Here is a 20,390-nt window from a genome sequence, read left to right as displayed (position 1 = left end):
CGCCGCCCTCTATTCGGGGTACCGCGCGGGGAGCACGCGCTCGGCGGCCCGGTAGATCGCCTCGATCTCGGCCGTGGTGAGCGATCTCTCCCGCTTGGTGATCCACTTGCGTACGAGCCCGCCGGAGAAGACGTCGACCTCGCGGATGTTGAGGATGCGCCAGGGGATCGGCGGGCCGTAGATGGCCAGGGACGGCACCACGGTGATCTCCCGGCCGAGCGCCTTGCTGATCAGGTCGCTGGCCTGCGCCGCCTCCCACCGGGCCTCGTCGAGCCGCGGCTTCTGGTTGAACGGGCCGTGGAAGAGCTTGCGGTGCGACTGGACCCGTACGGGCAGCCGCTTGTCCCACTTCTCCGAGTCCACGGCGTACACCCCGGTGGGCCCGACCACCAGATGGTCGATCTGGGCCTCGCTGCCGGGGATGGCCCGGGCGTGCAGCGTCTTGTAGCCGTTCCGCTCCAGCTTCTTGAGCTGGGCCTCCGTCTGGCGCTCCGCCGCGGAGGCGCGCCGCCACGCGGGGATGGTGGAGACGGTCCTCGCATGGTAGACGGCGTCGGCGACACACGCGAGGATGGCCGCGGTGAGCCCGAGCCGCCAGCTGCCGAAGAGCACGCCGAACACCACGCCCGCCGCGGCCGCGATCAAGGCACGGCGGCGCAGATGGCGGTAACGCGTGTCCTGCCACAGGTTGCTCAGCGACGTGCGCTGGACCGGAGCGTACGTGGGGGACGCCGGCGCCTCGGGTGGCGCCGGAGGGCGTTCCGCCTGCTCCGACGTTTGGTCACCGACCCAGATGGGTGACGTATCGTGACCGTCTTCTGGCGCTAGACCGGTATCCACATCACTCACGGTAGTTGAGCCGTCAGCGGCTTGCCTAGTGTTGGATGGTTCATACTTTTGTGGCCTGCTTGAGCCGATTCATTGCGCGGAAGTGCGGGTATCTTCTCTAGATATCCGCGGCCCGGAGGCCTACCGTTCGGTAGCGTGGCGCACATTCACGATCTTACCGCCATCGAGCAGGCGGCAGCCGTACGCACGGGGGAACTTTCTCCCGTGGAAATCACCGAGCACTACCTGGAGCGCATCGAGCGGCTCGACCCCGGCCTGGGGGCGTTCGTCACGGTGACCGCCGAGCGGGCCCTCGGCCAGGCGCGCGAGCAGGAGGCCCGGATCGCCGCGGGCGGCACCGAGGACCTGCCCCCGCTGCTGGGCGTACCCGTCCCGATCAAGGACCTCAACTTCGTCAAGGACGTCCCGGTCTACTTCGGCTCGGCCACGTACGAGGGGTTCGTCGCGCCCGCGGACGACAGCGTGGTCGAGCGCCTGCGGGACGCGGGCACGGTCATGCTGGGCAAGACCAGCACCCCCGAGTTCGGCATGCCCTGCTACACGGAGACCTACCTGGGCGAGCCGGCCCGCACCCCGTGGGACACCACGCGGTCGGCCGGAGGGTCGAGCGGGGGAGCGGGGGCCGCGGTCGCGGCCGGTCTCGCGCCGGTGGCGCAGGGCAGCGACGGCGCCGGCTCGATCCGCATCCCCTCCTCCGTCTGCGGCCTGTACGGCATCAAGCCCAGCCGCGGCCGGATCTCCGCGGCCCCCATCGTGCCCGACCTCGCGGGGCTGTCGACCAACGGGCCGCTGGCCCGCGACGTCGCCGACGCCGCGGCGCTGCTGGACGTCATGGCCCACAACAACCCCGGGGACCTCTACCACGCCCCGCCGCCCGCGCTCGGGTCGTTCTCGGCGTACGTGGGACGCGAGCCGGGCCGGCTGCGGATCGCGCGGTTCGCCACGCCCGCCGTGCCCGGCGCGGAGGTCCACCCCGAGGTGCTCGCGGCGTACGAGAGCGCCTCGGCGTTGCTGGAGTCGCTCGGCCACGAGGTGGAGGAGATCGCCCCGCCGTTCGGGCCGGACGTGGTGCCCGAGTTCGTCAAGATGTGGTTCGCCTTCTCCTGCATGCACCCGGTCGCCGAGGAACTGGAGCCGAAGCTGCGCCCGCTGACCGCGTGGTTGCGCGAGCGCGGGCGCGCCGTCTCGGCCCCCGAGTTCCTCCAGGCGCAGGGGACGCTCCAGCTCGCCACACGGTTCGCGCTGCTGGTGACCGACACCTACGACGCGGTGCTCTCGCCGACCGTAACCCAGCCGCCCGTGCCCGTGGGCTGGTTCGAGGACGTCGACTCGCCCGAGGAGACGTTCGAGCGGATGATGCGTTTCGCGCCCTTCGCCGCCATCTACAACGTCAGCGGGCAGCCCGCGGTGAACCTCCCGCTCCACTGGACGCCCGAGGGCCTGCCGATCGGCGTCATGCTGGCGGGCAGGTACGGCGACGAGGGGACGCTCATCTCGCTGTCGTCCCAGGTGGAGGCGTCGCTCGGCGGCTTCTGGGGCGACCGCAGGCCGCCGGTCTGGTAACGGCTACCTGAGCAGTTCCACCACGTGGGCGGCGACGTCGGCGAGCAGCGTGGCCGGCCGCACCGGCGCCGCCGCCACGGCGGAGAACAGGGCGGGCAGGCCCGGCAGCGGGAAGTCGTCGTCCTCGGTGACCTCGCGGGCCGCGTCGTGCTTGGCCAGCGCGGCGCGGCTGCGCTCCCACGCCTCCAGCACCTCCTCCGGCGACGGCACGCCGAAGCCGTGGCCCACCGGGGCCGCGTGGCGCAGCCGTACGAGCGGGGTATCGGCGAACGCCAGCGCGATCCGGCAGCGGGCGGACAGGTCGTCGAGGTCCGGCACCCAGGCGAGTGCCTCGCAGGGGGTGCGGCACCGGCCGGCGCAGGTGGCCAGGGCCCCCGCCACCTGGCTGTGCTGCCGGTCGAAGTAGGCCCGCCAGCCCGGCGGCGGCTCCACGCCGACACGCAGCGTCCGCTCGGCCGCCGACCGCTCGGCTCTGGTGTGGTCGCACTCCCTGACCGGCATGGTGCCGAACCGGCTGCCGGGGGCGCGCAGGCCCTCCGGCCAGCGGACCGGGTCGCCCGCGTGGCCGAGCGCGGGCTCGAAGGCGAGCAGGGGCAGATACTCGCTGCAGATGTGGACGGCCGCGATCATCGCGCTGAGCTCGCGCCGCCGCCAGCGCGCCTCGATCACCTCCAGGAGCAGCGCGTAGGCCGGTCGCAGCGAGTCGAGCGCGCCGCGCGGCTGCTCCCTCGGCGTCTGCGGCATGTGGCACGCGCGGGCGCGCCTGCGCAGGTCGGCGGGCACCGTCTGGGCGTCGATCTCGGTGGCGAAGTCCTCCGCGTCGAGGGTGAGCAGCCGCTGGCCGAACTCGCAGACCGACGTCACCAGGGCCGCCCGCGCGCCCTCTCCGAGCACGTCGGGCGCCAGCGCGCCGACGTCGCCGAACGAGTGCCGACGAGCCAGGGCGATCAACAGGTCTCGGGCTGAGTGCACCCGACGACCTTACTGACCCAGGCGGGCGGCGGCCGTACGGGCGAGCTCGATCAGCGGGCCGGGCGGCGGCGGGCCCTGCGGGGACGACACGGTGATCGCGAACGTGCCCCGGCGGGTGGCCGCCGACACCAGGCCCGGGTAGAGCATGGCGCCGTCGCCGACCCCCTCGACCGGCCGGCCCCGCACCCGGGTCAGCGTGTGCCCGACCGCCATGAGGTAGCGCGAGCGCAGGCCGGTGGCGGCGTGGACGTCCACCGTCACGCCCGTGCCGGTCTCGTACCGGCAGGAGTCGACGCGGAGCCAGGCCGGCGCGGGCGGTCCTTCACACGCCACAGGAGCCCCGACGTCGATCCCGAGGGCGCGCTTGAGATCGGCGGGGGTGACGAGGTCGGCGGGGGTGAGGTCGGCGGGGGTGAGGTCGGCAGGGCGCACGCCGTCCGCCGTCGTCCCGCGGGCCCGGGGCTCGGGCAGTATCCGGACCTCGCCCAGATTCTCCGGCGCGTCCACCAGGTGCTCGCCGGTGTCGTCGTAGGAGGGGGCGTCGCGCGTACGCGAGTCCTCGGCCACGTCGATCCGCCTGATCCAGCCCAGTCTGCGCCCCGCCACGGCCCGCACCTTGTCGCCCTCCCGCAGGGGGCGCCACATCTCCTCGCTCAGGCACATGGCCCTGACCTCGCGAGAGGCTCCCTCGTCGATCGCGCACCAGTACGTCCACTTGGGGGTGTCGTTCGCCTTGCTGCCGTCGGAGAACCGGCGCAGCCGGACGATCCGGCCCTCGACCGTCGCCGCACCGCCGAGATCGCCGATCGCGTACACGACCGGGAGGCCGGCGACCGCCAGGCCGGCGGCGAGGGCGGCGGGCAGGACGAGCCCGTCCGGCCACACGCCGAAGGCGGCGGCGACCACCAGGAGGATCCAGGTGAAGAACCCGGCGAACCAGCCCGCCGCCAGGCCCCGCAGGATCGTCCGCCCCGGCGGCCTGCCCCACAGCAGCCGCGAGGGATAGCGGACGTCGACGGCGTGCCACATCCCGCCGTAGTCGGACCAGGCCCGGTTGTCGTCGGCCGAAGTGCTGACCGGAAGGCTCCTGACGGCCCGCGGCGCGAGCCCGAGCGCGGCGGCGTACGCGAGGTGGCGGCCCCAGATCGTGACCGAGGCGGCGGGCTGCTCGGCGAACCGCCCGGTCGCGCGCAGGTGCTCGCGGACGCCGAGCCAGTGCGCGGCGGCCGCGGCCCCCTCGGCCGTGCCGCGCTCCCCGTTCAGCCTGCCCATCACCGCCACGAGCAGCGCGAAGGACACGATCGCCGCCCCGGGACCGCCGTCGTGGTTCGCGCGGGTGTCGTCGATGGAGACCGCGATGCCGATCGCCACCGCGGGGACGCTCGCGGCCACGCCGAGGAGCAGCGCGTGCGCCCGGCTCCAGCGCGGCCGGGACAGGCCCTGCTCCCGCGCTTCGACGATCACCTTCTTGCGGAAGCTCTTCCACCACCGGCCGAGGTCGCGCGAGCCCTCGGCCAGCGCGCCCGTCGCGACCACGCCGTCGACCGCCAGCGAGCGGACGTGGTCGTAGACGAGCCGCTCGTACGGCCGCAGGCTTCCCGGCTCCGCCCGCAGCCGTACGAGGGACAGCTCGGGGCCGATCTCCTCGACGGCCACGACTCCCCTGGCGGCAAGGTCGAGCAGGGTGGCCGAGGCCGCCTCGTCGCACAGCCGCCAGTTGCCGGTGATCAGGTCGACCACCGCGGGGGAGTGACCGGCGAGCTCCCCGGTGGCCGGTCCCGGCTCGACGTCCGGGTTCCTCGTCGCCACGGCGAGCGCCAGCAGGAGCAGCAGCCACAGGCCGGTCGCCGCCGCGGCGGCCACCCAGGCGGCCATCGAGGCGGCCATCGAGGCGGACACCGTCAGAACCGGACCCGCACGGGGCCGCGCTCCTCGCCGGGCGCCTGGAAGTACTCGCGGGGCGCGAAGCCGGTCATCCCGGCCACGATGTTCGCGGGAACCGCCTGGACGGCGTTGTTGTAGGTCAGGACGGCGTCGTTGTAGTACTGCCGGGAGTAGGCGATCCGGTTCTCGGTCGTGGCCAGCTCCTCCTGGAACTCGGCGAAGTTGGCGCTCGCTTTGAGATCGGGATGGGCCTCGGCCACCGCGAGCAGGCTCTTCAGCGCGTCCGACAGCGTGTTCTCGGCGGCCGCCTGCTCGGCCGGGCCCCGGGCGCCGATCGCCCGGGAGCGCGCCGCGACGACGGCCTCCAGCGTGGCCCGCTCGTGGGCGGCGTAGCCCTTGACGGTCTCCACGAGGTTGGGGATCAGGTCGTAGCGGCGCTTGAGCTGCACGTCGATCTGCGCCCAGGCGTTGTCGGCGTTGTTGTGGGAGCGTACGAGACGGTTGTAGACGGAGACGAACGCCGTGACGAGGACGGCCACGACGGCGAGGACGACGATCAGGGGGATCATGGAGGTCTCCTGCACGGACGGTAGTCCCGGGTCGTCCCCCTGTAAACGGCCGGCCGTACGCCCGGCCCACGGGGAGAGCCGTCGCGGCGGCCGTGCCGGTCACGTGGCGCCGGTGCGGCCAGGGGGGCTCGCCGCGCGGCACCGGTGAACGACCCGGTGCGCCCATGGCACCGCCGATGCCTTGCACGGGGCTTGCGCCGCGCTTTCACGGCCCGCCACGGGTCCCCTGACACGCCCGAGGGCCCCGGCGGTGCTTCGCCGGGGCCCTCGGGGTTCGCGGGATCAGGTGGGACGCGTCAGGCGGAGGCGTCGCGGGCGCGGGCGCGCAGCGCCCGGCTGACGCCGTCGGCGCCCTCGAGCAGCAGACGCCGCAGCGCGTGCGGCGGCTGCTTCGCGCTGATGTGGTCCTGCGTGCGGGCCACGGTCTCCGGACGGATCAGCAGCGCGGGGTAGCAGCCGATGGCGAAGTTCTGCGCCATGTCGGAGGTCCACTCGCTCCAGATCCGCCCGATCTCCTCGAAGTACCGGTCGCCGTACGGCTCCAGCAGCTCGGGGTGGTGCGGGTCCACGAAGCCGAGGATCGTGGAGCGCAGCAGCGCGCCGCTGAGCTTCCCACCCACGATCGCCGTCCAGGTCTCGGCCTTGGCCTCCGGGGTCGGGATCGCGGCCCGGCTGGTGGCGGCCGAGCGCTCGCCGGTCGCGGTGGCGTCCCGCGCCAGCTCCGCGTCGATGTCACCGGCGCCGAGCACACCGCCGGACACGAGCGCGTGGATGAGCGTCCAGCGCAGGTCGGTGTCGACGGCCAGTCCCTCGGGCACCTCGGTGCCGTCGAGGACGCCCTTGAGGAACGCCAGGTCGTCGGGCGAGGTGGCGGTCGCGGCGAAGGCGTTGACGTAGGCGAGCTGGTGGTCCGAGCCCGGCTCCGCCGCCGCGATCAGGCCGCGCAGCGCGCCGGCCAGCTCGGCGAGACCGGTGTCCCGCCACGCCGGGTCGGCGTACTGCTGCACGGCCTGGCGGGCCTGGCGCAGCACGGTCTGCAGGACGGTCATGTCGCGCACCGAGTCGATGCCGGAGACGACCAGCTTGACGTAGTCGCGGGTGGCCATCTCGGCGTCACGCGTCATGTCCCAGGCGGCCGACCAGCACAGCGCGCGGGGCAGCGACTCGCTGAACGCGGTGATCCCGCCGTTCACGAGGGTCTGCAGCGACCGCTCGTCGAGCCGGATCTTGGCGTAGGTGAGGTCGTCGTCGTTCACCAGCACGAGGTCGGGCCGGGCCTCGCCGACCAGCTCGGGCACGGCCGTACGCGCGCCGACCACGTCGAGCTCGACCCGCTTGGTCCTGGTCAGCACGCCGTCCCGCAGGGAGTACAGGCCGATGGCCACCCGGTGCGAGCGCAGCGTCGGGTGCTCCTGGGTGGCCTCCTGCAGCACGTCGAAGCTCAGGAACCGGCCCTCGTCGTCGGTGGTGAACGACGGCCGCAGCGTGTTGACGCCCGAGGTCTCCAGCCACTCCTTGGACCAGGACGACAGGTCGCGCCCGGAGGTGCGCTCCAGCGCCGACAGCAGGTCCTGCAGGGTGGTGTTCTTCCACGCGTGCTCGTTGAAGTAGTCGCGCACCCCGGCGAGGAAGTTGTCGAGCCCCACGTACGCGACGAGCTGCTTGAGCACCGACGCGCCCTTGGCGTACGTGATGCCGTCGAAGTTGACCTCGACGGCCTGCATGTCCGGGATGTCGGCGGCGATGGGGTGGGTGGAGGGCAGCTGGTCCTGCCGGTAGGCCCAGGCCTTCTCGACGTTGGCGAACGTCGTCCACGCGCCCTGGCCCCACCGGGTGGCCTCGGCCTGGCACAGCACGGACATGTAGGTGGCGAACGACTCGTTCAGCCACAGGTCGTCCCACCAGCGCATGGTGACGAGGTCGCCGAACCACATGTGCGCCATCTCGTGCAGGATCGTCTCGGCGCGGCGCTCGATGACCGCGTCGGTCACGCGCGAGCGGAAGACGTAGTCCTCCAGGAACGTCACCGCCCCGGCGTTCTCCATGGCGCCGGCGTTGAACTCGGGCACGAACAGCTGGTCGTACTTGCCGAAGGGGTAACGCAGGCCGAAGACGCGGTGGAAGAAGTCGAAGCCCTGCTTGGTGACCTCGAAGATGTTGCCGGCGTCGAGGTACTGCGCGAGCGAGCGCCGCACGTAGACGCCGAGCGGGATGCCGTCGTGCTCGTCCCGCACGACGGCGTACGGCCCGGCGATGAGGGCCGTGATGTACGTCGACATGACGGGGGTCGGCGGGAAGTGCCAGCGCCTGGCGGCCTGCAGCGTGCCGTGCCGCCCGCGGTGCTCCTCCAGCTCCTCGGCCGCGTCGGGGGCGGCGTTCGACACCACTTCCCAGTCGGCGGGGGCGAGGACGGTCAGCTCGAAGGTCGCCTTGAGGTCCGGCTGGTCGAAGCAGGCGTACATCCGGTGGGCGTCGGCCGTCTCGAACTGGCTGTGCAGGTAGACCTGCTGGTCCACGGGGTCGACGAAGCGGTGCAGGCCCTCACCGGTGCGCATGTAGGAGCAGTCGGCGTCCACGCGCAGCTCGTTGTGCGCGGCCAGCCCCGGCAGCGGGATGCGCCCCTTCTCGGCGTCGTAGGTGCTGACGTCCAGCTCCCTGCCGTTGAGTACGACCTTCCGCACGTGCGCGCCGTGCAGGTCGATGAAGGTGTCCGCCCCCTCGCGGTCCGAGGTGAAATGCACCGTCGTGATGCTCTCGAACCGCTCCTCGCCCTCCGTCAGGTCGAGTTCGACCTGGTAGGACTGGACGGAGAGCAGCCGAGCGCGCTCCCGAGCCTCGTCCCGTGTCAGATTCCCTGCCACACCCGCTCCTCATCGCATGATCGAGCCCCCGGATCCCCGCCGCCCCGTCGCGTCAGGGAATGCATGAATCCTGCCACGCCGCGAGGACATCGCGGATTCGAGATCGCTCCTACCTGGAATAGGAGATTTCCTGCCCGGGTTGACGACCGAGGGAACCATAGTCCGTTCGAGAGGGTGTCACAGTGTCCGACCGAAAGCTTGTCGATTTCTGGTTCGACCCCGCCTGCCCCTGGGCGTGGATCACCTCGCGCTGGATCCACGAGGTGGCCGCGCTCCGGCCCGTCGACGTGCGCTGGCACATCATGAGCCTGGCGGTGCTGAACGAGGACAAGGACATTCCCGCCGACTACCGCGAGCGGGTCGAGCAGACGCTCGGCGCCGTGCGGGTGCTCGCCGCCGCGGCGGACAAGTACGGCGAGGAGGTCCTCGGCGACCTCTACACCGAGATCGGCAGGCGCTTCCACGACGAGGGGCGCGAGCGCGACCGGGCCACGCTCGCCGAGGCCCTCACCGCCGCCGGGCTCGACTCCGCGCTGGTCGCCGCGCACGACTCGGACGAGTACGACGAGGCGATCCGGCGCTCGCACGGCGAGGGCATCGACCTGGTCGGCCAGGAGGTGGGCACGCCGGTCGTCGCCGTCGAGGGCACGGCGTTCTTCGGCCCCGTCGTGTCGCCGATCCCGAGGGGCGAGGCCGCCGCCCGGCTGTGGGACGGCGTCCTGCTCGTCGCCGGCACCGACGGCTTCTTCGAGCTGAAGCGGTCCCGGACCCGCGACCCGATCTTCACCTGACGCTGACAGGCTCCTTCACCGGCGCGCGAATCGATGGGAAAGGTTTCGGCCGGAAGGCTCGCCATCTGACAGCCGAGGCGCAAGGATGAGTGACATGCGTCACCTCTACGTGAACGGAGCCTGGGTCCCGTCCGCCTCCCGCGAGGCCGTCGACGTCGTCAACCCCGCGACCGAGGAGGTCGTGGACCGGGTGCCCGCGGGGTCGCCCGCCGACGTCGAGTCCGCCGTCGCCGCCGCCCGTGCCGCCTTCCCCTCCTGGTCGGCCCTGGAGCCGGCCGAACGCGCCGCGTTCCTGGGGGCGGCGGCCGGGCTGCTCAAGGAACGCGCCCAGGAGATCGCGGCGACCATCGCGACCGACATGGGGGCGCCGCTCACGCTCGCGCTGAAGGTGCAGACGCTGATGCCCGCCGAGGTGCTGGCCTCCTACGCCGACCTCGCCAAGAGGTACGAGTTCGACGCCGGCCGTGTGGGCAACTCGCTGATCGTGCGCGAGCCCGTGGGCGTGGTGGGCGCGATCACGCCGTGGAACTATCCGCTCCACCAGGTGGTGTGCAAGGTGGCCCCGGCTCTGGCCGCGGGCTGCACGGTGGTGCTCAAGCCGAGCGAGGTCGCGCCGCTCGCGGCGTACGCGCTGGCCGACATCCTCCACGAGGTCGGGCTGCCGGCCGGCGTGTTCAACATGGTCAGCGGTCACGGGCCGGTGGTCGGCGAGGCCATCGCCGCCCATCCGGACGTCGACATGGTGTCGTTCACCGGGTCCACCAGAGCGGGCCGCCGGGTCGCGGCCCTCGCGGCCGAGACGGTCAAGCGGGTGGCCCTGGAGCTCGGCGGCAAGTCGGCGAACATCGTCCTGCCCGACGCCGACCTGGAGAAGGCGGTGAAGAACGGGGTCGCCGGGGCGTACCTGAACTCGGGCCAGACGTGCTCGGCGCTGACCCGGATGCTGGTCCACTGGGACCAGTACGACGACGCCGTACGGCTCGCCGTCGAGGCGGCCGGCGCCTACGTCCCCGGCGATCCGTTCGCCGAGGGCACGCGTCTGGGCCCGCTGGTGTCCGCCGCCCAGCGCGACCGGGTCGTCAGGTACATCAACCGCGGTCAGGAGGAGGGCGCCCGCCTCGTGCTCGGCGGGACCGACAACCCGATGGAACGCGGTTACTACGTCGAGCCCACGATCTTCGCGGGCGTCTCGCCCGGCATGTCCGTCGAGCAGGAGGAGATCTTCGGCCCGGTGCTGTCGATCATCCCGTTCTCGTCGGAGAACGAGGCCGTCGAGATCGCCAACGGCACGCCGTACGGGCTGTCGGGGGCGGTGTGGGCGGGCACCGAGGACAGGGCGCTCTCGGTCGCGCGACGCCTGCGCACCGGGCAGGTGGCCGTCAACGGCGGCCGGTTCAACACGATGGCGCCGTTCGGCGGCTACAAGCACTCGGGGGTCGGCCGCGAGCTCGGCGAGTTCGGCCTGGAGGAGTTCCTGGAGGTCAAGGCCATCCAGCTCTGAATCAGGGCGCCTGCAGGAGAATCTTGCGGCGCTCGTCCTTGCCCAGCCGGTCGACGTACAGCGTGCCTTCGAGGTGGTCGAACTCGTGCTGGAAGCACCGGGCGAGCATGCCGCGGGCCTTGACGGCGACGGGCCTGCCGAGCTTGTCGACCCCGCGCAGGGTGACGCCGGCGGCGCGGGCGGTCGGGGCGTACAACGGCTTGCCGGTCTCCTTGCCGGGCACCGACAGGCAGCCCTCCTCCTCGACGACCTGCTCGGCGTCGTCGATGGTGAGCTCCGGGTTGATCACATGGCCCTTGCGGTTGCTGATGTCGTAGACGAACAGCCGGCGGCCGACGCCGATCTGCGGCCCGGCCAGCCCCACGCCGTCGGCCTGGTACATCACGGCGAACATCTCGTCGATCAGCCGGCGCAGTTCGCGGTCGAAGTCCGTCACCGGTTCCGCGGGGGTACGGAGGACCGGGTCGCCGACGTAACGCAGCTCGCGCATGACACTCCTGTCAGGCCGGAGGTGTAAGGGACGGATACCCATCCTGGCTATTACCTTAGTGGAGCCCGGGGTCGTCTCCGCCAGAGGCCTTCTGGGAAACTTGTGCCGTGCGTGTCTACATCGGTGCCGACCATGCCGGCTACGAGCTGAAGAATCACCTGGTCTCCTGGCTTAAGGAGCAGGGCCACGAGGTGGAGGACTGCGGGCCCCACGTCTACGACGCCGAGGACGACTACCCGCCGTTCGTGCTGCGCGCCGCCCAGGGCGTGGCCGGCGACGCGGGCAGCCTCGGGGTGGTGATCGGCGGCTCGGGGAACGGCGAGCAGATCGCCGCCAACAAGGTGCGGGGGGTGCGCGCGGCTCTCGCCTGGAACGAGGACACGGCGAAGCTGGCCCGCGAGCACAACGACGCCAACGTGATCAGCCTGGGCGCCCGGCAGCACACGCCGGAGGAGGCCGCCCGGTTCGTCGGGCTCTTCCTGGCCACGCCGTTCTCCGGGGCCGAGCGGCACGCCCGGCGGATCCGCCAGCTCGCCGACTACGAGACCACCGGCGAACTGCCGCCGCTGCCCGCCTGAGTATCCCTAGTGCCGCGACTGCCGAAGTTTGCCCGGGCAAAGGCCGGCGGGAGGGGCACTAGCGCGCGTCCCTGTCCCGGCCCCGGCGGGGCTCCCGCCGGGGCGTCTCATCGCGCAGCGGCCGCTGGTCGGCGGCCTCCAGCTGCTCCGATGTCGGCCGGGACACGTCGCGGGCCCGCATGGCCGTGATCGCGGTGATCTGCAAACTCTGCAGCGCCATGCCCCGAGACTACGCCCCGGCTGTCCGCGGCGCGTCTCAGAACACCCGGCAGCCCCAGGGCGCGGGGTCCCACGCCATCGCGGCCGACAGCTCGCGCAGGGCGCCCGCCCGATGCTCCCGCACCAGGCCGGCGTCCGCCGCCGCCATCAGCGGCCGCCCGCCTAGGTACGCCGCGCCCAGCACGCTCACCGGCAGCGTGAGGTCCGCGGGCGCCTCGCTCCGCTCGCACGACCCCTCCCCGCCGGCCGCCTTCAGCCGCCAGCGCCCGGCGTTCCACGGGCACACCTCGTCCTCCACCTCGACGACGAGGTCGGCGGGGGCGGCGTAGGCGCGGGCGGCCAGGGCCCGGTCCACGTCCACGAGACGGACCCACAGGTCGTCGATCCAGATCGCGTTGAGCTGACGGGGCTCGGCCAGCAGGTGCATGATCGGGTCGTCCAGCGGGCGCCGCTCGGCGTGGACGACCGCGCACAGGTCGCGGTCGAGGACGCCGCGCCAGGCCAGCGCGTACGCCGCGGGATCGCGGGCCTGCAGCTCCAGGAGCCGGACCTCCCCGTCCGACACGTTGTGCTCGTTCCAGCCGGACTTCGCCCGGAACAGCGCGTAGCCGCGGGGCCCCGACGCGTCCTCCGCGATCAGGCAGCGCAGCGGGCCCATCCCGCCCCGGTCGTGGTCGGTGTCCGGGAGGATCTCGACCCGCCAGTACGCCTCAGAGCGCCCGTACAGGCCGGGACGGCCGGGCTGTACGGCGTCGTAGACCCGGCGGAGCACGGCGAGCTCGTCGGCCGGCCGGGCCACCCGGAGGCGAAGCGCGGGGTCGGCGGGAGCCGCGCGGGTGAAGGCCGAGCCGCGCGTGGGGATGCGGAAGGACAGGGCGTCGGCGGCCCTGCCGTACCCGAAGCGGCCGTAGATGCCCGCCTCGCTGGCGTAGAGCGCGGCGACGGCCTCACCCCCGCGGTCGTGCAGGTCGTGCAGCTGGTGGGTCATCAGCGCGGTCAGCACGCCCTGCCGGCGGTGTGAGGGGAGCACGCCCACCGACGTGACCCCGGCGACGGGGATCGGCCCGCCGGGAACCGTCATCCGGAAGGACAGCGCCCCGGCACAGCCGACCGCCAGGTCGCCGTCGAAGGCGGACACCAGGCGGTCGATCTCCATGATCTCGCGCCAGCGGTCGGCGATCTCCAGCGAATAGGTGGAGCTGAACGCCTCGTAGGCGACGGCCACGAAAGCCGGCCACTCGGCTTCCTCGATGGGGCGGACGGCGATGCTCATCGGAACACCGTAGAAGCGGCCCGCCACGCGGGGCGACCCAATATCCGTGCCGGGTGATCTAGACCTTGGTCAAGCAGGTGCCGCCACCTGGGATGTCCGGATACAGTCGAGGCCATCATGACTTCCCGTCCGGCGCCGCTGATCCCTCCCCGGCTGCGCGCGTTCCTGGCGCGCGTGCCGCTCCTGGTGCCGTTGGTTCGTTTCGTCAGGAAAGTCTGGTCAAGGGACCGGTACCTGCTCATCGCTCTCGCCGTGCTCACCATCATGGTCGGCGTGCTCGACGCGGAGGTGTCGGCGTACTGGTTCTCGCCCTCGCTGCTGATCCTCTTCACCCTGATCGGCGGCCTCCAGCTCCGGCTGCGCAGCCTCGCGATCCTGCTGTGCGTGGTCGTGGCCTCCCTGACGTACATGGGACCGATCACGGGGGTGCCCAGCGTCGGGCCCGGCCTCCTGATCACGATGGCCTTCACCGCCGCGCTGGCGTGGACGATGGCCCGGACCCGGGGCAAGCTCGGCGTCCAGGGCCTGCGCGGCGACGCGATGCTGCTGGAGCTGCGCGACCGGCTCAAGCGGCAGAGCGAGCTGCCGTCGCTGCCCAAGGAGTGGGGCGGCAAGGTGGTGCTCAAGCAGGCCGGGGGATCGTCGTTCGGCGGCGACTTCGTCGTCTCCATGCGGGAGGGTGACCGGGTCCAGATCGCGGTCGTCGACGTGTCCGGCAAGGGCGTGGACGCGGGCACCCGCGCGCTCATGCTGTCGGGCACCTTCGGCGGGCTGCTCGGCTCGGTGGACGACTTCCTCGTCGCGTGCAACTCCTACCTGCACCGCCAGCTCGGCGACGAGGGGTTCGTCACCGCCGTCCACCTCGACCTCGACCTGTCCACGGGGGCCTACACCATCACCTCGGCCGGACACCCGCCGGTGGTCCGGTTCGACGCCGGGTCGGGCACGTGGCGGGTGTCCACGGCGAAAGGCGTCGTGCTCGGCGTGGTTCCGGACCTGGCCTGCGAGACCGACAGCGGGGTGCTGCGCAGGGGCGACGCGCTCATGCTGTTCACCGACGGGCTGATCGAGCAGCCCGGCCGGGACATCGACGCCGGGCTCGACCGGTTGCTGGGAGAGGCGGAGCGGCTGCTGCCGTCGGGATTCCGGGACAAGGCCCGGCAGCTCGTCCAGTCGATGTCCTCCGGCCACAACGACGACTGCGCGCTCGTCCTGATCTGGCGCCCCTGAGTCCCTACAGCCAGCCGGAGTCGGTGGCGATGCGGACGGCGTCGACGCGGCTGCGCGCCCCGGTCTTGAGGATGATGCGCGACAGGTGGTTGCGCACGGTGCCCACGGACAGGCCCAGCTCCGCGGCGATCTCCTTCGGGCGCGCGCCCCCCGCCGCGAGCCGCAGCACCTCGTGCTCCCGCGGCGTCAGCGGGCAGTCGGCGGCCTCCAGCGCGGCGACCGCCAGCTCGGAGTCGACGACCCGGCGCCCGGCGGTGATCCGGCGGATGCCGTCGGCGAGCTGCTCGGGACCCACCTCGATGCTCAGGTAGCCCAGGACGCCCGCCGCGAAGGCCCGCTTCACGTGACCCGGGCTCGGCTGCGCCGACAGCAGCAGCACCCGGCAGCGCGGCACCTTCTCGCCGAGCCGCGCCGCCGCGCTGAGCCCGTCCACGCCGGGCAGGTCCGCGTCGATGACGGCGGCGTCCGGCCGTACGTCCAGGGCCGCGGGCACGATGTCCTCGCCCGACCCGACGTCCGCGACCACCCGCAGGTCGTCCTCCCCGTCGAGGGACGCGACCAGGCCACGCCGTACCAACGGAAGATGCTCGGCCACCAGGATCCGGATCAAGATGCTCCCCTCTGGACGTCTCTCAAAGGGTGATCGACCAATTGCGTACTGTCAACGAAGTGTCCCTAATCGGTCACCTGCGGGCAAGCCGAACCCGCGTCGGAAGAGTCTTCGCCCGCGCGCGGGTGGGCTACGCTCGAAAGGTGCTTCGTCTGCCAGGGCACCTTCTCCACCTCGGGGGTACGCGCTGATGAGCTGGCTCTTCGTGGCCGGGTTCGTGATCCTCTTCGTCGGTCTGCTGGTCTCCATCGCGCTGCACGAGATCGGGCACCTCGTGCCCGCCAAGCTCTTCGGCGTCCGCGTGACCCAATACATGGTGGGTTTCGGGCCCACGATGTGGTCGCGCAGGCGGGGCGAGACCGAGTACGGCGTGAAGTGGATCCCGCTCGGCGGCTACATCCGCATGATCGGCATGCTCCCGCCGCGCGCCTCCGACGAGCCGGGCAAGCTGCGCAGCGTCTCCACGGGCCCCTGGCAGGGACTCATCGAGAACGCGCGGGCCGTCGCCTCGGAGGAGATCCGGCCGGGTGACGAGAACCGGGTCTTCTACCGCAAGCCCTGGTGGCAGAAGGTCATCATCATGACCGGCGGCCCGGCGATGAACTTCGTGCTCGCGTTCGTGCTGTTCGCGGTCGTGATGATGGGGTTCGGCGTGCGCGAGCTGACGCCGGTCGTGTCCTCGGTGTCGAAGTGCGCCATCCCGGCCGCCGAGGCGGGGCACCGCGACTGCCGGGACAGCGATCCGCTGACGCCCGCCGCGAAGGCCGGTCTGCGGCCCGGCGACCACATCGTCGCCGTCGGCGGCAGGCCGGCCGCCGATTGGGAGGCGGCGCAGCGGCTGATCCGGGAGCACGGCGCGGGGGCGACGACGCTCGGCATCGAACGGAACGGGCAGCGGACCGACGTGCGGGTCGACCTGATCGCGCAGGACATGCCCTCGCTGACCGACCCCGACAAGGTCGACAAGAACGTCGGCTTCCTGGGCGTGAGCCCGACCACGGTCGTGGAGAAGAAGGGCCCCGGTTACGTCGTCGGGCAGATGTGGGACCTGACCGAGCGCACCGCCGTCGCGATGGTCAACATCCCCAAGAAGATGGTCGGCGTCTGGAACGCCGCGTTCTCGGGAGACAAGCGCGACCCGAACGGGCCGATCGGCATCGTGGGGGCGGGCCGGATCGGCGGTGAGATCGCCGCCTCGGACATCCCGGTCGAGAACAAGATCGAAATCTTCATCAACCTGCTGGCCGCGCTGAACCTCGCGGTGGGCATGTTCAACCTGATCCCGCTGCTGCCGCTGGACGGCGGGCACATCGCCGGCGGGCTCTGGGAGGGCCTCAAGCGGGCCTTCGCCCGGGTGCGCCGTCGGCCCGCCCCCGGTCACGTGGACGTGGCCAAGGCGCTCCCGCTGACGTACGTCATGGCGGCCCTGCTGGTCGTCATGGGCGGCCTTCTCATCTACGCCGACCTCGTCAACCCGGTCCGCCTGTCCGGCTGAGCCCGCCGGGCGGCGGGCTACTCGCCGGTGGCGCCGTCGACGCGCTCGCGCAGCAGATCGGCGTGACCGTTGTGGCGGGCGTACTCCTCGATCATGTGGCACATGATCCAGCGCAGCGAGTGGTGGACGCCCTCACGGCCCGCCTTCGTCATGGCGTCCAGGTCGGCGCAGGCCTCCTCGGCCGCCCGCGCGTGCTCGATCTCCGCGCGCCAGGTCGCGAAGGCCTCCTCGGCGGACGCGGTGTCCACGTTGTCGAACTCGCCGTCCGGGTCGTCGGCGCTGTAGTAGATGCCGTCCAGGTCCTCGCCGTTCAGCCGCCGCCGGAACCAGGCTCGTTCGACGTCGGCCATGTGCCGTACGAGGCCGAGCAACGACATGCTGGAGGGCGGCACCGAGCGCAGCCGCAGCTGCTCCTCCGTGAGGCCCTCGCACTTCACCGCGAGGGTCTCACGGTGCCAGTCCAGCCAGGCGCGCAGCATCGTGCGCTCGTCGGCGGCGACAGGGGGATCGATACGTGTTTCGGTCATCCCAGCATCCTGCCCGGCTCACGCGGTATCGCGCCAACGCCGCCTCGGATCGCGCTGCGGACCGCGTCGAGGAGCGTGGCGGCTCTGCCGTCCGGCACGCCCTCCTGGACGCGGTTCATGACGTAGCCGAAGGCCAGGCCGGACGCCGGGTCGGCGAAGCCGAGCGATCCGCCGTAGCCGGGGAATCCGAAGGCGGTAGGGCTGTACCAGAAGGCGTCGGGGGTGGGCAGGCCGAAACCGGTGGCGATCCGGACCGGCACGCGCAGGACGCGGTCCACGCCGCCGGCCTGCTCCGCGGTCGCCGCCGCCAGAGTGCCGGGGGACAGGATGCGATGCCCGTCGACCTCGCCGATCAGCGCGGCGTAGAAGCGGGCCAGCGCGCGGGCGGTGCAGATGCCGTTGGTCGAGGGCATCTCGGCGAGCTGCTCGGCCGGGTCGTCGTGGTTCAGCAGCGGCGTGACGACGGTCATCGCCCGCATGGTGAGCGACGTGGGATCGGCGTAGGCGCGCATCACCTCGCGCGCGGACTCGGGGAGGGCGTCCAGGTCGATCCCGGTCAGCGCGCCGAGGTCGATCGGGGTGGCGACGATCCGGCTGACCCGGTGCTGCTCGGCTTCCGGCAGCCCGATCCACAGGTCGAGGCCGAGCGGTGCGGCGATCTCCTCGGCGAGGAAGGCGCCGAGGCTGCGGCCCGTCACCCGGCGGACCACCTCGCCGACCAGCCAGCCGTACGTGTGCGCGTGGTAGCCGTGCGCGGTGCCCGGCTCCCAGAGCGGCCGCTGGGCGGCCAGCGCGGTCACCATCGGGTCCCAGGCGATCGCCTCCGCCGGGGTGATCGGGTTGTCGATCGCGGGCAGTCCGGCCTGGTGGGTGAGCAGCCAGCGCACCGGGATGCGGTCCTTGCCGTTCGCCGCGAACTCCGGCCAGTAGCCGGCGACGGGTGCGTCCAGGTCCAGTTCGCCCCGCTCGGCCAGCAGGTGCGCGCAGGCGGCGGTGACGCCCTTGGTGGTGGAGAACACGACCGCCAGGGTGTCGCGGTCCCAGGGGCGGCCCGTCCCGGGGTCGGCGATCCCGCCCCACAGGTCGACGACCTTCCGGCCGTGCAGGTAGACGGCGACCGCGGCCCCGACCTCCTGCCCGCCGGACAGGTTCGCCGCGAACGCCTCACGTACTGCTTCGAATCCAGGTGCGGTCTCGCCGCCGATTCCGGGCATGCGTCATCGCCTTCCGAACGATCGGGGTGTGTGGGCAGGAGCCGACGAGGCGGGCACGGTGATGCGGTGCCGTCTCTCGCAGAGACGAAGTTAGTCCATCGATGAAACCTCGTCAACGGCGAAGACGACGTTCTCTTCCGGATCGCGGGTGCTCGCAGAGCACAAGCAGGCCGTTCATCGACTGTGGAGGCCGAACCTGACCGCCTTGACTCAGAGATGAACGGTTCATTGCTCAGGCTTGTGCATATGTGGCAGATGTGATCAAAATCAATTCACCCTTCAACTACTTGGGTGAAGGGTCACCGCACGGATGAGGAGAGGCATGAAGCGCACCATCTCCGTTCTCGCCGTCGCCGGCGGCGTTCTCGGCGCCACGCTCACCGGCGTCGGCCCCGCGTCCGCGGACACATCCGCAGTGGACTGCTCCACGGGCGGGTACACCTATGTCGTCAACAAATACGTCCCCACCAACGTCGAGGCGCCGGCGGTGGACAATCGCCTCTACAACATCGCCGGTTCGACGGCGTACACGCACGAGGTCTGCCTCGACATCCCCGACACCGAGACGTTCACGATCGAGGTCCGGATCGGGCCCACCGGGTCACAGCGAGTGATCGTGGACGACCGGCCTGGGGACAAGATCTTCCGCTTCTCGCCCGGCGCCAACACCTTCTGGCAGGTCTACGGCACGCTGACCGGGCCCGGCAGCACCTACCTCTACTACACCTGGCACGAGAAGCAGATCCCCGCCTGACCCGGAACGGCCCGGCCGCCTCGCTCGCCGAGGTGGCCGGCCTCCCCCGCGAACGCCCAGACAGGTCAGTACATCGAGATGTGGACGTGGTCGTAGTGGTTGGCGGTGACTCCGCCGCGATCGGACATGGTCCGCCAGCCCGGATGGCCGAGGTTGTAGATGCGCTGCTGCCAGATCACGTACATCACGCCCAGCTTCGGCCCGTTCTTGATGGCCCAGGCGGCCAGGCTGTCGCCGAGCGCCTTCATCTCGGGGGAGGGCATGGCGCCGCCCGAGCTCATCATGAAGTCGCAGGCGCGGCCGAGGGGGTGCTCGCCGCTGTTCTCCGCGCGGTAGCAGCCCACCGGAAACCGCAGGTTGAAGGCCTTGTCGACCTCGGTGCGCATGAGCCGCATACGGGGGGTGATGTTGTCGGAGCCGGCGGGCAGCTCCGGCGCCCACGAACCGCCGGCCCGTCTGCCCGGGGCGATCGGGATGAGGGCGTCGAGCTTGCCCTTGATCTTGTCGATGAGGTCTTCGGCGTCCTCGCGCTGTGCGGCGACCTCGGCGGCCTGCGTCTTGAGCTGTCCGGTGAGCGTCTCGGCGGCGTCCGCGGCCCGTTGCCGCTCGGCGCGGATCTGGTCGAAGTGCTCGAGCCTGGCGGCCTGCTCCTGTTTGAGCTGGTAGTTCAGCGCGGCGGTGTTCATGTCGGGCAGCGCCATCGAGCTGTCCGTCTGGTAGCGCAGCCCGGCCATCTGCCGTACGGCGTCCCTGGCGACCTCGTAATCGGCCTCCGCCTTGGCCAGCCGGCCGCGCGCGGCCTTCTCCTCGACACGGGCCTTGGCGAGCGCGACTCGTTTGGCGTTGTAGTCGGCGATCAGGCGGTCGATCCTCTTCCGCAGGTCCGACAGCTCCTGCTTGAGCTGCTTCTCCGTGGGCTTGGGGTCGGCGGCGCCCGGGGCGGCCGCGCCGAACACGAGGGCGGCGGAGGCGAGCACACCGACAGCCAGGGGGAACACGCGGGGCAGAGC

Annotated in this window: 19 protein-coding genes; 7 read left to right on the top strand and 12 right to left on the bottom strand. The window is 71.9% G+C overall.

Going from position 1 to position 20,390, the window contains the following annotated elements; genetic code table 11:
- Window positions 1-9 precede the first annotated feature (9 nt).
- Window positions 10-645, bottom strand: coding sequence for a nuclease-related domain-containing protein (locus tag ACWEQG_RS37860; RefSeq protein ID WP_452292315.1), 636 nt, complete (start codon window positions 643-645; stop codon window positions 10-12).
- Between the two features lie 339 nt (window positions 646-984).
- Between ACWEQG_RS37860 and ACWEQG_RS37855 the strand changes: the two genes are divergently transcribed.
- The gene (locus tag ACWEQG_RS37855) at window positions 985-2,412 is read left to right on the top strand and encodes an amidase (protein ID WP_452292313.1); all 1,428 of its coding nucleotides are present in this window, start codon (window positions 985-987) and stop codon (window positions 2,410-2,412) included.
- A gap of 3 nt (window positions 2,413-2,415) precedes the next feature.
- Here ACWEQG_RS37855 and ACWEQG_RS37850 read toward each other — a convergent pair whose 3' ends face one another.
- From ACWEQG_RS37850 to pepN, 4 genes are all read right to left on the bottom strand, one after another.
- On the bottom strand, window positions 2,416-3,384 hold the full coding sequence (locus tag ACWEQG_RS37850) for a hypothetical protein (RefSeq protein ID WP_452292311.1): 969 nt from the start codon (window positions 3,382-3,384) through the stop codon (window positions 2,416-2,418).
- A gap of 9 nt (window positions 3,385-3,393) precedes the next feature.
- Window positions 3,394-5,283 carry a DUF2207 family protein gene (locus tag ACWEQG_RS37845; protein ID WP_452292309.1) on the bottom strand — a complete coding sequence of 630 codons (1,890 nt, stop codon included), beginning with the start codon at window positions 5,281-5,283 and terminating at the stop codon, window positions 3,394-3,396.
- Between the two features lie 2 nt (window positions 5,284-5,285).
- Window positions 5,286-5,837: a LemA family protein gene (locus tag ACWEQG_RS37840; protein WP_452292307.1), complete on the bottom strand. Its 552-nt coding sequence runs from the start codon at window positions 5,835-5,837 to the stop codon at window positions 5,286-5,288.
- Between the two features lie 296 nt (window positions 5,838-6,133).
- Window positions 6,134-8,698: an aminopeptidase N gene (gene pepN, locus ACWEQG_RS37835; RefSeq protein WP_452292305.1), complete on the bottom strand. Its 2,565-nt coding sequence runs from the start codon at window positions 8,696-8,698 to the stop codon at window positions 6,134-6,136.
- A gap of 182 nt (window positions 8,699-8,880) precedes the next feature.
- On the opposite strand from pepN, the gene ACWEQG_RS37830 reads away from it, so the two are divergent.
- Window positions 8,881-9,489: a mycothiol-dependent nitroreductase Rv2466c family protein gene (locus tag ACWEQG_RS37830; protein ID WP_452292303.1), complete on the top strand. Its 609-nt coding sequence runs from the start codon at window positions 8,881-8,883 to the stop codon at window positions 9,487-9,489.
- A 94-nt stretch (window positions 9,490-9,583) separates the two neighbouring features.
- Window positions 9,584-10,990 carry an aldehyde dehydrogenase family protein gene (locus ACWEQG_RS37825; protein ID WP_452292301.1) on the top strand — a complete coding sequence of 469 codons (1,407 nt, stop codon included), beginning with the start codon at window positions 9,584-9,586 and terminating at the stop codon, window positions 10,988-10,990.
- A 1-nt stretch (window position 10,991) separates the two neighbouring features.
- Here the strand turns inward: ACWEQG_RS37825 and def are convergent, their stop codons facing one another.
- Window positions 10,992-11,480 carry a peptide deformylase gene (gene def / locus ACWEQG_RS37820; protein ID WP_452292300.1) on the bottom strand — a complete coding sequence of 163 codons (489 nt, stop codon included), beginning with the start codon at window positions 11,478-11,480 and terminating at the stop codon, window positions 10,992-10,994.
- 107 nt (window positions 11,481-11,587) lie between these two features.
- On the opposite strand from def, the gene ACWEQG_RS37815 reads away from it, so the two are divergent.
- Window positions 11,588-12,058, top strand: coding sequence for a ribose-5-phosphate isomerase (locus ACWEQG_RS37815; protein WP_139576480.1), 471 nt, complete (start codon window positions 11,588-11,590; stop codon window positions 12,056-12,058).
- A 58-nt stretch (window positions 12,059-12,116) separates the two neighbouring features.
- Here the strand turns inward: ACWEQG_RS37815 and ACWEQG_RS37810 are convergent, their stop codons facing one another.
- Together ACWEQG_RS37810 and ACWEQG_RS37805 are read right to left on the bottom strand one after the other, a co-directional pair.
- Window positions 12,117-12,278 (bottom strand): hypothetical protein, encoded by a 162-nt coding sequence (locus ACWEQG_RS37810; RefSeq protein ID WP_363462657.1) that lies wholly within the window; start codon window positions 12,276-12,278, stop codon window positions 12,117-12,119.
- Between the two features lie 36 nt (window positions 12,279-12,314).
- Window positions 12,315-13,550 carry a GNAT family N-acetyltransferase gene (locus tag ACWEQG_RS37805; RefSeq protein WP_452292298.1) on the bottom strand — a complete coding sequence of 412 codons (1,236 nt, stop codon included), beginning with the start codon at window positions 13,548-13,550 and terminating at the stop codon, window positions 12,315-12,317.
- 117 nt (window positions 13,551-13,667) lie between these two features.
- Between ACWEQG_RS37805 and ACWEQG_RS37800 the strand changes: the two genes are divergently transcribed.
- Entirely contained in the window at window positions 13,668-14,780 is a 1,113-nt protein-coding gene (locus tag ACWEQG_RS37800; protein ID WP_363462655.1) for a PP2C family protein-serine/threonine phosphatase, read from the top strand.
- A gap of 4 nt (window positions 14,781-14,784) precedes the next feature.
- On the opposite strand, the gene ACWEQG_RS37795 is transcribed toward ACWEQG_RS37800, so the two are convergent.
- Entirely contained in the window at window positions 14,785-15,390 is a 606-nt protein-coding gene (locus ACWEQG_RS37795; protein WP_452292296.1) for a LuxR C-terminal-related transcriptional regulator, read from the bottom strand.
- A 190-nt stretch (window positions 15,391-15,580) separates the two neighbouring features.
- Here ACWEQG_RS37795 and ACWEQG_RS37790 point away from each other — a divergent pair, with 190 nt between their 5' ends.
- The gene (locus ACWEQG_RS37790; RefSeq protein ID WP_452292294.1) at window positions 15,581-16,885 is read left to right on the top strand and encodes a M50 family metallopeptidase; all 1,305 of its coding nucleotides are present in this window, start codon (window positions 15,581-15,583) and stop codon (window positions 16,883-16,885) included.
- Between the two features lie 17 nt (window positions 16,886-16,902).
- Here ACWEQG_RS37790 and ACWEQG_RS37785 read toward each other — a convergent pair whose 3' ends face one another.
- Together ACWEQG_RS37785 and ACWEQG_RS37780 are read right to left on the bottom strand one after the other, a co-directional pair.
- The gene (locus ACWEQG_RS37785) at window positions 16,903-17,412 is read right to left on the bottom strand and encodes a DinB family protein (RefSeq protein WP_452292292.1); all 510 of its coding nucleotides are present in this window, start codon (window positions 17,410-17,412) and stop codon (window positions 16,903-16,905) included.
- Window positions 17,409-18,626 carry a serine hydrolase domain-containing protein gene (locus ACWEQG_RS37780; protein ID WP_452292290.1) on the bottom strand — a complete coding sequence of 406 codons (1,218 nt, stop codon included), beginning with the start codon at window positions 18,624-18,626 and terminating at the stop codon, window positions 17,409-17,411. The genes ACWEQG_RS37785 and ACWEQG_RS37780 overlap by 4 nt, the downstream gene beginning before the upstream one ends.
- Before the next feature lie 322 nt (window positions 18,627-18,948).
- On the opposite strand from ACWEQG_RS37780, the gene ACWEQG_RS37775 reads away from it, so the two are divergent.
- Window positions 18,949-19,380 carry a hypothetical protein gene (locus tag ACWEQG_RS37775; protein WP_452292288.1) on the top strand — a complete coding sequence of 144 codons (432 nt, stop codon included), beginning with the start codon at window positions 18,949-18,951 and terminating at the stop codon, window positions 19,378-19,380.
- 65 nt (window positions 19,381-19,445) lie between these two features.
- Here ACWEQG_RS37775 and ACWEQG_RS37770 read toward each other — a convergent pair whose 3' ends face one another.
- Entirely contained in the window at window positions 19,446-20,378 is a 933-nt protein-coding gene (locus tag ACWEQG_RS37770; RefSeq protein WP_452292286.1) for a coiled-coil domain-containing protein, read from the bottom strand.
- Window positions 20,379-20,390 lie beyond the last annotated feature (12 nt).

This window comes from Microbispora sp. NPDC004025 (assembly GCF_053604425.1).
This window is presented reverse-complemented; position numbering and strand designations above follow the sequence as displayed.